The sequence below is a fragment of the Polyangiaceae bacterium genome (assembly GCA_015075635.1).
Taxonomy (GTDB): domain Bacteria; phylum Myxococcota_A; class Polyangia; order Polyangiales; family Polyangiaceae; genus JADJKB01.
This window is the reverse complement of record JABTUA010000002.1, coordinates 2,989,863-3,003,761: the sequence shown is the minus strand read 5'-3', so window position 1 is coordinate 3,003,761 and position 13,899 is coordinate 2,989,863. Positions and strand designations below refer to the sequence as shown.

The window sequence follows — 13,899 nt, the reverse complement described above, 5'->3', positions numbered from 1 at the left end:
GCGAGCCGTCAGGCCGAGAGCACGCCGGGCCAGTGACGCATCCAGGCGCGGCGCTCGGCGAGCTCCTGCCACGCGGGATCGTCGCTCCGGAGGCGGGTCGAGCCCGCCATCAGCCGATCGAGCTCGGCCTCGAACGCGCGCGCGAGGGCAGCGTCCTCGACGACGAGCAGGAGCTCGCTCTCCCAGTACGACGCGGTGATGTCCATGTTGGCGCTGCCGACGGCGCAGCGCTCTCCGTCCGCGCACATCACCTTGGCGTGCACGTGAGGGTGCACCAGGCCGAGCTCCGGCGCCCAGCCAGGAACGTCTCGTAGCGCGAACAGGTGGACCTCTCCGCCCGCCGCGATGATGGGATCCACCCGCGAGTGCGTGAGCTCCATGGCCGCGGTGCGTGCGTTCGACCACGGCCCGCCGAAGGGGCGTCCGCCGTGCGTCGGCGTGGCGCAGCCGAGCAGAACACGCACGCGCACGCCGCGCCGGAGCGCGCGCATGAGCGCGTGCTGGAGCTCGAGCACGAGCGGGAAGCCGTTGACGACGTAGAGGTGGGACGTCGCCGCGCCGACCAGTTCGAGGTAGGTCTCCAGCGTGCGCGCTTCGCGGAGCCCGTGGTGGACGACCACGCGGGCGTTCGACGAGCCAGCGGCTGGTGCCGGGCCGACCGCGAAGGGCGCGCCGCCCGCCTCGACCCAGGTCTCCAGGAACGACGACTCCAAGGCCTCGACCGCCGGGCCCTCGACGCGCGCGCCCGCGTCGAGCCACGGCACGTGTCGCCACGTCGAGGCGGGAGTGACCAGCACCTCGTCGAAGCCCGTGTAGTACTCGTGGGATAGGTTGCGTCCGCCGAGCAGAGCGAGCTTGCCGTCGGCCACGACGAGCTTGCGGTGGTCCCGTCGCTTGAGGTCGGTCAGCGATGGCAGCTCGGTGATCGGGCGCAGCGCTCGGAGCTCGACCCCCGGGCGCGCGGCGAGGCGCTCGAGCAGCGGGTTTCGAGCACCAAACGAGCCGTGCAGCCCGTGCAGGGAATCCACCAGCACCCTCACCGTGACGCCGCGTGCGGCCGCGCGGGCGAGCGCTTCTTCGACCGGCCCGCCAACGTCGTCGTCCTCGGCCATGTACACCTGGAAGTGCAGCGTCTTCTCGCTCAGCGCGATGGCCTCGAGCAGCCAGCGGCGCGCTCTCGCGTTGTCCAGCTCCAGCTCGATCCGGTTTCCGGCGCTGGCCAGCGGGGTGACGGCTTCGGCGGGACGCGCCACGAGGATCACGCTGGAGTCGGCCGCGAGATCCGCGGCAGAGAGCACGCCGAAGCCTTCCGTCAGCGGCGCGACCTCGCCCCGGTGGACGATGGCCGAGACCGACGAGCCCGCCCGCGCGAGCCTCGACGCCACTCGTGCCAGGCGTATCGGGTCGAGCGCCTCCGAGACGTCGAGCGCCTCTCCTTCGTCGAGGACGACGCGGGCATCCAGGACCTGCGGCGAGAGCCCGGCGTCGCGGAGCCGCTCCCGGATCGAGCGGCAGCTGCGGGTCGGTCGCAGGCGCACGGCGAGGACATCCGTGGCCGACGCTTCGGCGAGCTCGGCGACGGAGCGCAAGGTCTGATCGGGGAGCGCGGAGTCGACCACCACGACCGGCCGGCTCCCGGGACCGATGACGGCGACTTGCTCCTCGATCGCCGCGAGCGGCTCCGCCGGTGGGCTCTCGCCGACGCGGTACACGCCGAGGGCGCTGGCGGAGAGCCCCGGCGGGAGCTCGAGCTCTCCACCCTGGGTCGAGACCGTCGCCACGACTTGGCCGCCCGAGACGAACGCCAGCTGCTGATCGGGCACGGGTGCCAGGTTCCCCACGGCCGCGACGTGGTCGGCTCGCGCGCGGATCGGGCCGCCGTCGTCCAGGAGATCGGGCACGTCGATGGGACGCTGCCCGAACGGGCGGGTCACCGAGGGCGGCGGGAGCAGGAGCACGGGCGCCGTGCGGAGCGCAGACGCCAGGAACGCGCTGGAGATGCGCGAGAGCACCAGCAGATCCACGGGCCGCTCGCGCACCCACTCTTCGATCCAAGCTTGCATCGACGGCGCGTCGTGCAGGCTCGAGACGTCCACGCGCGCCTCGATGCCCGAGACCTGGAGGCTCGTCGCCACGAGGTCGGGCGCGAGCGACGCCCGCGAGAGCAACGTGACGTGGTGGCTCCGATCGGTGTGATCCCGGAGGAAGGCCGCGAGCTCCGCCCGCGAGTGCTCGTCGAGGACGACGCAAGCGATCTCGCGAATGGGCCCCGGCGCCGTCGCTCCCTCGCACCAGAGCACCGCCGCCTGCTGGCGCTTGCGCTCGGCGGAAACGACCCAGGCCCGGCGGAGCGAGCGCGAGCCGAACACCAAGAGGTCGGTCCGTTCGGCGCCGCACAGTGCCGCGAGCGCCTCGCCGCCGAGCTCGGGTGTGACCTTCACGTCCACACTGCGAGCGACCCCGGCTGCGGCCTCGCGCAAGGCTTCGAGAGCAGCCTCGTCCGGGGCCTGCGGGCGCTCGCCGAGCAGCCAGGCGAAGGCTGGCGTCTCGAGCTCGGCGACGACGAGGAGGTGCTCGAGCTCGGGTGCGACGCGGCGGAGAAAGGCGAGCTGCGGCGCGGCGTCCCTGCCGAGCCCGAGCACGAACAGCGCGCGCCGGTACCTCACGCCGCCTCCAGCGGCACGGCGAGCTGGGCGTAGCGGAACGTGGCCCCGGCCGGCTCGAGCACACGCGCCCCGATGGCGGCGATCCGGCCTTCCTCGTCGAGCTCGTACAGGTTGAACCCCGCGCGCACGCGGTCGTCGTCGTGGTCGAGGGCCGCGGCTGTCGCGCACACGACGTCCAGCGCGCCCGAGGTGGTGAGCAGGCGTGCGTGCCGTCGCACGTGCAGGTGCCCGTAGAGCACGAGCCCGCACGCCAGGGGCTCGAGCGCGGCGCGAAACGCGCTCGCGTCGACGAGCCCGCTCCGGAGCTGCTCGAGTCGGAGGCGCGAGTCGAAGGGGCAGTGGTGGACCAGCACGACGGGAGTACGGCGCACGACCTCCGGATGCTGGAGGACCTGCCCGAGTGCCTCGAGCTGCGCCGCACCGAGGTAGCCCGCGGAGACGAACGGTGGCCTCGGGACCGCGCTGGAGAGCCCGATGATGGCCGCCGGACCCCGCAGCTTGACGCAGGGGAAGTGCCCGGCCGGCAGCTCCACCGCGAGCGCCGGCAGATCGCTCTGCATGAACCCGCCGAAATGATGCGGGAAGCGCCGCTCGTGGTGGATGGCGGGCAAGTAGATGTCGTGGTTGCCCGGCACCACCGTGACCTCCGTCCAACGCGCTGCGTCCTCCAGCAGTCGGACCGCCTCCTCGTATTCGCCCTCGAGCGACAGGTTCGTGATGTCCCCGGTCACCACCACGTGATCGGACGCGGCGGCGGCGGCGGAGAGCACCGACAGGAGGTAGTCGCGGCGGTACACGCGAGCGCGCTTGAGCAGGAGGTTGGCATAGCCCGTCACGCGCTTGTTGAAGAGGATGCGCCTGAGCTCGACGCCCGCAGGCGCGAGGACGTGGAGATCCGAGACGTGGGCGATGCGAAACACGCCGTCACTCTGCCAGCTCAGCCAAGCGCGCCTTCACCAGCTTCCGGATCAGCGCCGCCGGCAGCGGCTTGCCGATCGGAAAACGGATCGCGCCCTTGCTCGTGTCGTAGCCCGCGAGCTCGGCCTTCAGCGCTGCGACGACGGCGCCGCTCATCGGGTAGTAGGCGCAATGTTTGGCGCCCGCCGCATAGCCGGCGATCGGCTTGCCCTGGATGAACGCCGGCATCCCGTAGCTCATGCCCTCTTTCGCCTCGGGGGCTGCGGCGCGGATCCTGGCGCGCACCTTCTCCAGCGTGGCGCGTTTGTCGGTGCTCAGCGTGGCGAGGTAGGCGTCAGCGTCTCGTGCCGGCATGGCCTTGGTTCATAGGCCCTTGCGAGCGCGCGTGCCAGCCGCGCGGCGCGCGCCCCTGGGGTGGTAGCTTTTCCGGGTGAAAGCAGCGCTGCTCGTGCTCGCGCTCGCGACGGCGTGCTCTTCCCCGTCGCACTGCCCTCGGGCTCCTGCCCCCGTAGAGGCTCGATGGCGCTTGCTCCTGTGCGGCCCATCTACCTCTCCGCCGCCCCGTCCCCGGGTCACCACTTCCCCGCCGGTGGTGGCGACCCAGCTCGACTCGGGGAGAACCGATCGACACTGGGGGCACTTCCCATCTCGTGGTTCCGATGGCACGAAATCGCGAACCAGAGGGAGCCAAGCCTGATGTGTGACGACACCACCGAGGACGAAAACGAACGTTATCTGGCGAAGATCGGGCGACGCGAGTTCAGCGTGGGCGCCGGAGCCGTCGCGGCGGCTTTGGTGACCGGATGCGGTGGCCCCGCGCCGGGGAGGCCGCCCGCGGCGGCCGCACCCCCCGGCCCGGAACCGGCACCGACCCCAAAGCCGCCAGCGACGGAGCCGAAGTCCGAAGCTGCGGCAACGACCGATCTCGAGCTCGCGCAGCGCAAGGTGACCATCACCACTCCCGACGGGAAAGCTGAGGGATTCTTCGTCACGCCCAAGGACGGGAAGCATCCCGGCGTGATCGTCTGGCCGGACGTCGCTGGCTTGCGAGAGGCGTTCGAGAAGATGGCGACCGGGCTGGCCAGGGATGGCTACGCCGTCTTGGTCGTCAATCCCTACTACCGCTCGTCCGGGCTGCCGATTCTGAAGGACTTCGCCGAGTGGCGAACCGAAGAGGGCAAGGCCAAGATTGCGCCGATGCGCGAAGCGCTGACCCCGGAGGCCATCGCGAAGGACGGTGCGGCGTTCGTGAAGTGGCTCGACGAGCAGCCCGAGGTCGAGACCGCTCGCAAGCTGGCGACGACCGGCTACTGCATGGGCGGCCCGTTCACCTTCCGCACCGCCGCCGCCGCGCCGAAGCGCGTGGGCGTCATCGGGTCTTTTCACGGTGGCGGCCTGGTGACCAAGGAGCCCAGCAGTCCACACAAGCTGTTTGCGAAGATGAGAGCCGCGGCCCTGATTTGCATCGCGCACAACGACGACGAGCGTGAGCCGGACGCGAAGACCACGCTGAAGGATGCTGCGGCGGCCGCGAAGCTCCCCGTCGAGATCGAGGTCTATCCGGCGCAGCACGGCTGGTGCGCCATCGACTCACCCGTTTACGACAAGGCGCAGGCCGAGCGCGCCCACGGCCGCCTGCTCGCCTTGCTGCAAGAACACCTGTGAGCCGCCGGCGCCGCCTCAGGCCAAGATGCGCTGAGCGCCCTCGATGGCGCGCCGGACCTCGGGCAGCGCACCCTCCACGCTCGGCCCGCCGATGCCGATCAACAGGCGCTGCCCCATGGCCGTGAAGCACAGCCCCGAAATGGAGCGGTCCGCGCGCCACACCTCGCCGACCGAGGCGTCGCACAGGTCCAGGGCGGCCAAGCGGGCCGCCGCCTCCTCGCACTCGGCCGGATCCCCAGCCGAGCTGGCCAGAACCAGCCCGCCGGCGTCCGCGAGCACCATGAACTTCGCTCCGGCGCGCCGAACACAGGCCTCGAGCTGGTAGGCCAACGCCTGCCCGCGCTCGCCCGAGCGCTGGGATCTCCGTTCTCTCATGTCGCTTCTACTCCCGACGACAATGGTATCGGGCCCGCTCCAGCCGAGGCGAGTTAGTGGGGTCCGGGGACTCCGAGCTCAGCCCGCGGGCTTCTTGCAGGCGCCTGACTTGTCCTTGAGGTAGCCGTCGGCGCAGAGGGTGCATTTGCCGCTGGAATCGTGGGCGTAGCCGGCGGTGCAGGGCGGGAAGCACTTGTCGACGACGAGGACCTGAGGCGGCGTGCAGGTCGGCGGCTTCTTGCAGGCGCCGGACTTCTGGTCCTTGATGAAGCCGTCGGCGCAGAGGGTGCACTTGCCGCTGGAGTCGTGGGCGTAGCCGGTGGTGCAGGCCGGGAAGCATTTGTCGACGACCAGCACCTGGCCGGTCGGGCAGCTCGGTGGCTTCTTGCAGGCGCCCGTCTTCGCGTTCTTGACGTAGCCGGCGGCGCAGGCCGTGCACTTTCCCTGCGCGTCCGGCGCGTACCCCTCTGGGCAGGGCTCGCCCGCCTGGGCGAGGAGGGTCCAGAGCAGGCCCGAGATCGCGACCTGGAACAGGTGAAACGTGGATCGAGTCATCGGTTTACTCCGGCGCAGCTCGCGTCAGACGGTGCGGCGGCGCCAAGCATGCACTCTTCGGGAGATCGACGCAAAGCGCCGCGCCGCTCGGCTGCCCTCGACCGTTCAGCGTGTCCGGCTCCCCCTCACGGCGCGTCCGTGGGCGGACGCGTGATCTTCACCTTGCCCTCGAGGCGCTTGCTGACGTGGACCTCGTTCTCCGCGTCCACGATCACGGCGCCCACGTCCGGCAGGGACTCGACCAGCTCGAGGCCCTCCTTCGGGCCCAGGATGAAGACCGCGTCGTCCACGGCGTCGGCGGTGAAGGCGTCGCCCGCCCAGATGGTCACGCTGCGGCACGCGGTCGCCGGCCAGCCGGTGCGGGGATCGATGATGTGGTGGTAGCGTTTGCCGTCCTTGACGAAGGAGCGGGCGTAGTCACCCGCGGTCGAGAAGGCGTGGTTCTCGAGCTCGATGGTGGCGAAGAAGGTGGTGGCGGAGCCCCGTGGATCGCGGATGCCACTGACCCAAGGGGAGCCGTCAGGCTTCTTGCCGGAGCCGAATAGATCACCGCCGGCCTGCACCAGGAAGTCGCTCACGCCCGCCGCGCGAAGCACGCGCGCCGCCGCGTCCACGGCGTAGCCCTTGGCGATGCCGCCGACGTCGATGCGCTGGCCCTTGCCGATGCGCGCCTTCTTGCCCTCGCGGTCGAGCTCGATCTTGCGATAGTCGACCAGCTTCCTCCGCTTCTCGATCTCGGCCTTGGCGGGTAGCTTCGGCTCGGGGTCGGCGGCGTCGCCGAACTTCCAGACGTCGTTCATCGAAGCGAAGGTGATGTCGAAGGTCCCCTTCGAGGTCTTGCCGGCCCAGATGCTCTTGTCGAGCACGTCGAGCGAGTCCGCGCCGACCGCCACCCACTCGCCGGACTCGTCGTTCAGGCGCTGGAGCTCGCTCGGACGCCAGGTGGTCATCACGTCTTCCAGGCGGCGGATCTCCGCCATCGCCTGGTCGATGGCGGCGCGGGCCTTGGCTTCCGGCGCGCTCGCGCTGGAGAAGGCGATGATGCGCACTTCGGTGCCCATGGCCTTTTCGGCCACGTCGAGCTTGACCGGTGGGGGCGCGGGCGTCGGGGCGCTGGGCGGGGCGGGCTCGGCGCTCGGGGCTTTCGCGGCGTCCGTGGGCGTCGCGGCGCGCTGGGCGTCCGGCCGCTCGCACGCGCTGGTGCAGAGCAGCCCTCCGAGGAGCGTGAAAGCCGTGCGATTCACGCGCGCTATCCTGCGACAATTTCTCACGGGCGCGTGGTATTTCTTCTTGCCCCATGTCCTTCGACCGCGCGCTCGTCGACCGCTCCGTGGAAGAGCTCCGTGCTCCGCTGGTCGCGCTCTCGCGCCGCTTGCACGAAAATCCCGAGCTGCGCTGGGAGGAGCACCGCGCCGCTGCCTGGATCAGCGAAGCCTTGGAGCAGCTCGCGGAAGTGGAGGTCGAGCGCTCGCTCGCGGGCTACCCCACCGCGTTCCGCGCGCGCGCTGGCAACGGGCAGGGTCCGCGCGTGGCGATCCTGGCGGAGTACGACGCGCTGCCGGAGATCGGCCACGCCTGCGGGCACAACCTGATCGCGGGCGGGGCCGTCGGCGCGTTCGTGGCGCTGGCGCGCCTGGGGCCCGAGCTGCCCGGCACGGTGGAGATCATCGGGACGCCGGGCGAAGAGGGCGGGGCCGGGAAGATCCGCCTGATCGAGAAGGGCGCCTTCGACGGGGTGGACGCGGCGATGATGTTCCACCCCTTCGACCGTGACCTGCTCGCGCACCCGGCCTTGGCGAGCAAATGGGTGGAGATGCGCTTCACCGGCACCCCGTCACACGCCTCCGCCGCGCCCTGGGAGGGCGCGAGCGCGCTGACCGCGTGCCTCGAGACCTTTCGCCTGATCGACTCGCAGCGCGTGCACTTCCGCGACGGGGTTCGGGTCCACGGCTTCGTCACCAACGGCGGGCAGGCCGTCAACATCATCCCCGAGCGCGCGGCGTGCGAGTTTTCGGTGCGTGCCAAGACCCACGCCGAGCTCGAGCGGGTCCAGGCCATCGTCGAGCGCTGCGCCCGCGGGGCGGCGCTGGCAGCGGGAGTGACGGTGGAGCTCTCGGTGCGCACCGGCTACCGCGAGATGAGCAACAACATGACGTTGGCCCGGCGCTTCGGCGCCGCGCTCGAGCAGCTCGGACGCAAGGGCCGGGAGGCGGACGAGCGGGTCGGCGCCGGGTCCACCGACATGGGCGACGTGAGCCAGGTCGTGCCGGCGATCCACCCCTATCTCGCCATCTGCGACGAGGGGGAGTCCTTGTGTCACGAGCACCGGTTCCTCCAGTGCGCGGCGAGCGAGCGCGGCTTCGAGGCCATGCTGGTCGGCGCCAAGGCCATGGCGCGCACCGCGCTCGACCTCCTGGAAGACGCCGACCTGCTCGGTGCGGTGAAACGCGAATGGCAGGAGGCGCGGTGATGAAGAGCTTGGTTTCGATCTCGGTGCTGCTGGTGGCTTGCGGCACGCCCAGCCCGCCGCCGGAGTCCCCTGCGCCGCCGCCGGCCGCTGCCCAGCCGGTGCCTGCGGCGAGCGCCGAGCCGGCGCCGAGCGCCAGCGAGCCCGCTCCGGCCGAGCCTGCCGAGCCACCTCCGGGCACCGGACCGCGGGAGGTCAAGTACGTGATGGCCGGCGGCAAGCTCGAGGTCTTGGTCGAAGGCGTGCGCTTCAAGCCCAGCGCCAAGGCTGCCAAGCTCGGCGGGGGCTGGGGCATCGAGCTCCAGGTCGAAGGCGAAGCTCAGGACGACGCGATGCATTCGCTCCTGAAGCCCAAGAGCGGCGCGCTGGCCATCGCCGCCAAGATCACCCGCAAGGGCGGCAAGGTCGAGGAGACCACCGACACCCGCGACGGCGAGGACGAGGACTTCGTCACGCCGGGCACGCTGGCGACGCTGGAGCGCAAATGGCCCGACAAGGCGGGTCCGAAGCCGCTCGTAGCCGGCGACAAGGTCGCGCTTCAGGTGGGGCTCTGGGGTATCGGGGCGGACGCCAAGTCGCGCCGGCCGCTGAAGAAGTTCTTCAGCGTGACCATGGTCGTCGGCAAAGGCGAGCCGCGGCCGCTGATCGCCCCGCCGGAATGAGCCGATGGCGCGCCCGGTGCTCGAGGACATCGCGGCGCCCTATTCGGCGTTCGAGACCTTCGTCTACGATCGGGTGATCGCGCCCGCGGTGCTGGCCATGGGCGAGCGCATCGCCGACGAGCTGGCCCGCGAGATCCCGGAGCGCGCGCGGGTGCTCGACGTCGGCTCGGGCGGGGGCCAGCTGGCGCTGGAGATCGCCGCGCGGCGACCGGAGGCCCAGGTGACCGGCCTCGATCTCTCGCCGGATCAGGTGGCGCGGGCGTCTGCCCGCGCGTGCGAGCGCGGGCTCGGTGGGCGCGTTCGCTTCGTCCAGGGTTCCGCCCTCGAGCAACCCTTCGGCGACGCGAGCTTCGACGTGGTGACGAGCGTCGCCAGCATCAAGCACTGGCCGGACCAGGCGAAGGGACTCGCAGAGTGCGCGCGCGTGCTGGTGCCAGGAGGTCGGCTGTTCGTGTTCGAGGCCGATCGCGGCTGCCGGCTGGACGACGCGCGGGACTTCGTCGCGCGCTGGCGCCTGCCTGCGCTCCTGCGCGTGCCCGCGCTGGCTGCGTTCCGCACCTGGGTCGCGGGCCAGGCCATCGATCTCGACGACGCGCGGGAGCTCGTCGGCGCGCTGCCCCTCGAGGCGAGCGAGGTGCGCCGCATCTCCGGCACGCCGGCGCTGGTGCTCGGCGGGACGAAGCGCTAGACCTCTCGGGTGCCGACCTACGAATACGAGATCCTGGGCCCCGACGGCGCCGTCCAAGGCGTTTACGAAACCGAGCAGAAGATGAGCGACCCGCCGCTCACTGCGCACCCCGAGACGGGCGCGCCGCTGCGCCGCATCCTGTCGAGCACTTTCGCTGGCGGCGCGGCCAACGCGGCCGAGGCGATGTGCGGCTCCGGCGCCTGCGGCATGCCGAACCCGGGGGCCTGCGGCCTGGGCGGTGGCGGCTGCGGCGGCGGCGGCTGGAACTGAGGGCGCTGTCGCTCGTCTCGCGGGCAGCAACTCCGTACGCAGCTTCTCACGCCGAGCGGCCGATGGCCTCGATCGTCAACAACATCGCCGAGGGCGCAGGGAAGTTCGCCAAGCCCGACAAGAGCCGTTTCTACACGACGGCGATCGGCTCTGCGACCGAGTCCGCAGCCATGCTCGACGTCTGCCTGCGACGTCAGCTCATCGCGGCCGAAGCCCATGAGAAGGGCAAGCAACTACTCGATCGTTTTGTCGCGATGCTCGTGAAGCTCTGCCGTGCCCTGCGCGATGGCTGATCGGCATCGCGTTCCGGTCGGCCGACCCCGCACCCGCACCCCCGCCCGCACCCGAATCTGCCCGCCCAACGCCCGGGTCCGGGCGCGGGTGCGGGTGCGGGTGCGGGTCGAGAGCGCACCCCCGCGTTGCCAACCCGCGGTTGGCGATCGCCACCGGCGCCTGGCGCGTCGCCACCCCCGAGCGGTGAAATACTCGGGGTTTTTCTGGGTGTGCCCCGTACACCTACATCGGCACACAGCTTGCTACACGGCTGGGCGGAGGACCCCATGTTCCGCGCCCGCATCGCTTCGATCCTGGCTTTCCTGACCGCGGCCCCCGTCGCCGCTGCCGCCACCCCCGAGCACCCGCCCAAGCTGCGCCACCAGGCGGATCTGCAGGGCGACGCGGTGGTCATCGGCTCGACCCTGGCCTTCGACTGCGCGGCAGGGATGCCGGCGGCGCCGGCGGGCGCGAAGGTCTCGTGCAGCGGCGTGGCGAACGTGGCGGACACGGCGCCCGATCTCTACTGGCGCGACAACGTCGCGAGCAACGCCATCCTGCCGAACAAGGCGCGCACCAGCGCCACGCTCGAGCTGCCCGCTGGTGCCAAAGTGCAGTACGCGCGCCTCTACTGGGGCGCGCTGCACTCGGGCACGAAGGCCGACACCACGGTCACCGTCGATCACGCGGGCGGCGTGCCGACGGTGATCACCGCCGACGACTCTTGGACCACCTTCTACGGCTTTACCCAACACCCGGACTGGTACTACTACCAGTCCACCGCCGACGTGACCCAGCTGGTGTCGCAGTGGACGGCGCCGGACTTCCGCGTGACCGACGTGGACGCCATCGAGATGGCGAACGCCGACGCCCACCTGGCGTTCTCGGCCTGGACTCTGGTGGTGTTCTACCAGCGCACCGGCGACGAGCTCAGGAACCTGGCGCTCTTCGACGGCTTCACCCACGTCGCTCCGGAGTTCGGGCTCGGAGCAGCGGCGGTGACGCTCTCCGGATTCTTGGTCCCGTCCGGCTACACCGCGCGCATGACGGCCTTCACCTACGAGGGCGACACCGTCTACTCCGGCGACAAGCTGCTGTTCAACGGCCAGCACCTCACCAGCACGGGCAACCCGAAGGACAACTTCTTCAACGGCTCGCGCAGCTTCCTGGGCAAGGCCGTGAGCGGGGCGAGCGACGTGCCGAAGCTCTCCGGCGCGCCCGGCACGATGGGCGGCTACGACCTCGACACCGTGGACGTCACGAGCCTGGTCAAGGCCGGCGACAAGAGCGCGAAGCTCTCGGCGGAGTCCGCGGAGGACAAGTTCCTGCTCGGCGGCTTCGTCACCTCGATCACCAATCTCTCCCCGGATTTCCCGGACTTCGACAAGGTCGCGACGGACCTCGACGGCGGCGTGCTGCTCGAGAACGACCAGGTCGAGTACGTGCTGACCTCGACGAACTCCGGTAACGACGCGGCGGTAGGCACGGTCTGGGAAGACGTGCTCGATCAGCGCCTCGAGCTCGTCCCGGCGAGCCTCCAGAGCGTCGAGAACGGCGTCGTCATCCCGCTCTCGCACGCCGCCGGCGACGACCGCGGCGAATACGACGCGGCGACGCGCACCCTGCGGGTGCGGCTGGGCGCCGGGGCCGACGCGCTGAAGGGCGGCAAGCTCGCGGTCGGCGAAGGCTTCGAGATCCGTTTCCGCGTCAAGGTCAAGGCCGGCATCGGCGAGTCGATCCCGAACCAGGGCAGCGTGACCGCCTCCGGGCTCAAGGGCGGCGCGAAGAAGACGTGGCTCTCTGACGGCGATCCGCTCACGCCGGGCGCGCAGCCGACGACCGTCACCGTGGACGAGTGCGGCTCGAACCTGGACTGTCCGGCGAACAAGCCGTTCTGCGAGCTCTCGACGCACACCTGCCAGCCCTGCTCCAGCGACGAGCACTGCACCGATCCCAACTTCCCCGCTTGCCAGCCGGACGGCAGTTGCGGCGAGTGCTCCGCTGGCAACACCAGCAAGTGTCCGTCGAGCGCGCCGGTCTGCGTGGGCGGCAAGTGCGCGGCCTGCACTCCCGGCCCGAACGCCCCGGAGTGCCAGAACGACCCGAACGGCCCCGTCTGCCTGGTGAACCCCGAGCCCGTGTGCGGCTGCGACACCGACGACGACTGCGGCGGAGCCCAGAGCGGACGCATCTGCGAGAACGACAAGTGCGTGGACGGCTGTCGCGGCGAAGGTGGCAACGGCTGCCCCACGGGCGAGTCGTGCTCCAGCACCACGGCCGCGCCCGGCGTCTGCGGCGAGATCCCGCCGCCTCCGCCGGCAACCGCCGCGCCTGCCGACAGCGACGACGACGGTGGCTGCGGCTGCGCGCTGCCGGGGCAATCGCGCTCGCGCGGAGCGCTCGCGGCGCTCGGCGCGCTGGTGCTCGGCCTCGGGCTCCGCCGCCGCCGCTCCCGCTGAGCTTTCGTCCCCCGGCCCCCCGTGGCATGGCGTTGCGCATGTTCAAGCAGCTGAGAGGCAAGCGCGTGCTGCTCACGGGGGCGTCGCGGGGGATCGGGGTTCACATCGCTGAGCGGCTGGCGCGCGAAGGCGTCGAGCTGGTGCTGGTTGCGCGAGATGAGCAGAAGCTCGGCGCCGTCGCCGAGAGCTGTCGCAACCTGGGTGCCAAGGTCGAGGTGCTCGCCGCGGACGTCTCCCGAGCCGAAGACCGGGCGCGGCTGCTGAATGAGGCCGGCGAGATCGACATCCTGATCAACAATGCCGGCGTCGAGAGCTCGCGTAGCCTGGTCGAGCAGACCGAGAGCGACGTGCGCGCCCAGCTCGAGATCAACCTGGTGGCGCCCATCGAGCTCAGTCGCGGCCTCGTGCCGGGGATGATCGCACGCGGACGCGGTGTGATCGTGAACGTCTCCAGCATGTCGGGCAAGAGCGCGACACCCTTCAACAGCATCTACGCGGCGACCAAGCACGGCCTGAACGGCTTCAGCTCGTCGCTCGGCGTGGAGCTCCACGGCACGGGCGTGCACGTGGGCGTGGTGTGCCCGAGCTTCGTGTCGGAGGCCGGCATGTGGGCCGACGGCGGGCTGAAGGCCCCCGCTGCGCTGCCCGAGGTTCCTCCCGAGGCGGTGGTGAACGGGGTCCTGAAGGTGATCCGCGGCTCGGTCGAGGTGCTGGTCACGCCCGGGCCCATCCGGCCGCTCTTGGCGCTGCGCCAGCTCGTGCCGAGCCTGGAAGGTCCGATGTTGCGCGCCATGGGCGTGTCGAAGGTGTTCAGCAAGCGGGGCGACCCGAAGAGCTGACGGCCCGACCACGAGGCGCTCGCGCGCGTCGGGCGCGCGGGCGTATAGTCGCCGGCCCGGGG

General features: G+C 71.1%; 14 protein-coding genes. 8 read left to right on the top strand and 6 right to left on the bottom strand.

All coding sequences use genetic code 11. The features are described 5' to 3' along the window. Window positions 1-8: 8 nt before the first annotated feature. From HS104_29505 to HS104_29495, 3 genes are read right to left on the bottom strand one after another with little or no spacing between them, the layout of a single operon-like run. Window positions 9-2,666 carry a phosphatidylserine/phosphatidylglycerophosphate/cardiolipin synthase family protein gene (locus tag HS104_29505; GenBank protein ID MBE7484092.1) on the bottom strand — a complete coding sequence of 886 codons (2,658 nt, stop codon included), beginning with the start codon at window positions 2,664-2,666 and terminating at the stop codon, window positions 9-11. Beyond that, complete coding sequence (locus tag HS104_29500) at window positions 2,663-3,586, bottom strand: metallophosphoesterase (GenBank protein ID MBE7484091.1); 924 nt, start codon at window positions 3,584-3,586, stop codon at window positions 2,663-2,665. The genes HS104_29505 and HS104_29500 overlap by 4 nt, the downstream gene beginning before the upstream one ends. Before the next feature lie 4 nt (window positions 3,587-3,590). Beyond that, window positions 3,591-3,938: a DUF1801 domain-containing protein gene (locus tag HS104_29495; GenBank protein ID MBE7484090.1), complete on the bottom strand. Its 348-nt coding sequence runs from the start codon at window positions 3,936-3,938 to the stop codon at window positions 3,591-3,593. 342 nt (window positions 3,939-4,280) lie between these two features. Here HS104_29495 and HS104_29490 point away from each other — a divergent pair, with 342 nt between their 5' ends. Further along, the gene (locus tag HS104_29490; protein MBE7484089.1) at window positions 4,281-5,249 is read left to right on the top strand and encodes a dienelactone hydrolase family protein; all 969 of its coding nucleotides are present in this window, start codon (window positions 4,281-4,283) and stop codon (window positions 5,247-5,249) included. Between the two features lie 15 nt (window positions 5,250-5,264). Here HS104_29490 and HS104_29485 read toward each other — a convergent pair whose 3' ends face one another. The 3 genes from HS104_29485 to HS104_29475 form a co-directional block, all read right to left on the bottom strand. After that, window positions 5,265-5,624, bottom strand: a complete 360-nt coding sequence (locus tag HS104_29485) for a hypothetical protein (GenBank protein ID MBE7484088.1) — start codon at window positions 5,622-5,624, stop codon at window positions 5,265-5,267. A gap of 78 nt (window positions 5,625-5,702) precedes the next feature. Continuing rightward, window positions 5,703-6,179 carry a hypothetical protein gene (locus HS104_29480; GenBank protein MBE7484087.1) on the bottom strand — a complete coding sequence of 159 codons (477 nt, stop codon included), beginning with the start codon at window positions 6,177-6,179 and terminating at the stop codon, window positions 5,703-5,705. 125 nt (window positions 6,180-6,304) lie between these two features. Next, window positions 6,305-7,423: an FAD:protein FMN transferase gene (locus tag HS104_29475; protein ID MBE7484086.1), complete on the bottom strand. Its 1,119-nt coding sequence runs from the start codon at window positions 7,421-7,423 to the stop codon at window positions 6,305-6,307. A 53-nt stretch (window positions 7,424-7,476) separates the two neighbouring features. On the opposite strand from HS104_29475, the gene HS104_29470 reads away from it, so the two are divergent. The 7 genes from HS104_29470 to HS104_29440 all read left to right on the top strand — a co-directional run bounded on the left by HS104_29470 (window position 7,477) and on the right by HS104_29440 (window position 13,837). Beyond that, a complete protein-coding gene (locus HS104_29470; protein ID MBE7484085.1) occupies window positions 7,477-8,649 on the top strand; it encodes a M20 family metallopeptidase in 1,173 nt (390 codons plus the stop codon). After that, entirely contained in the window at window positions 8,649-9,308 is a 660-nt protein-coding gene (locus tag HS104_29465; GenBank protein MBE7484084.1) for a hypothetical protein, read from the top strand. Before HS104_29470 ends, HS104_29465 begins: the two co-directional genes overlap by 1 nt. A gap of 4 nt (window positions 9,309-9,312) precedes the next feature. After that, window positions 9,313-9,996 (top strand): class I SAM-dependent methyltransferase, encoded by a 684-nt coding sequence (locus HS104_29460; protein ID MBE7484083.1) that lies wholly within the window; start codon window positions 9,313-9,315, stop codon window positions 9,994-9,996. Between the two features lie 9 nt (window positions 9,997-10,005). Next, on the top strand, window positions 10,006-10,266 hold the full coding sequence (locus HS104_29455) for a zinc ribbon domain-containing protein (GenBank protein ID MBE7484082.1): 261 nt from the start codon (window positions 10,006-10,008) through the stop codon (window positions 10,264-10,266). A gap of 62 nt (window positions 10,267-10,328) precedes the next feature. Beyond that, entirely contained in the window at window positions 10,329-10,559 is a 231-nt protein-coding gene (locus HS104_29450) for a four helix bundle protein (protein ID MBE7484081.1), read from the top strand. A 267-nt stretch (window positions 10,560-10,826) separates the two neighbouring features. Next, window positions 10,827-12,998, top strand: coding sequence for an isopeptide-forming domain-containing fimbrial protein (locus HS104_29445; protein MBE7484080.1), 2,172 nt, complete (start codon window positions 10,827-10,829; stop codon window positions 12,996-12,998). A 38-nt stretch (window positions 12,999-13,036) separates the two neighbouring features. Then, window positions 13,037-13,837 carry an SDR family NAD(P)-dependent oxidoreductase gene (locus HS104_29440; GenBank protein MBE7484079.1) on the top strand — a complete coding sequence of 267 codons (801 nt, stop codon included), beginning with the start codon at window positions 13,037-13,039 and terminating at the stop codon, window positions 13,835-13,837. The last annotated feature ends 62 nt before the right edge of the window (window positions 13,838-13,899 follow it).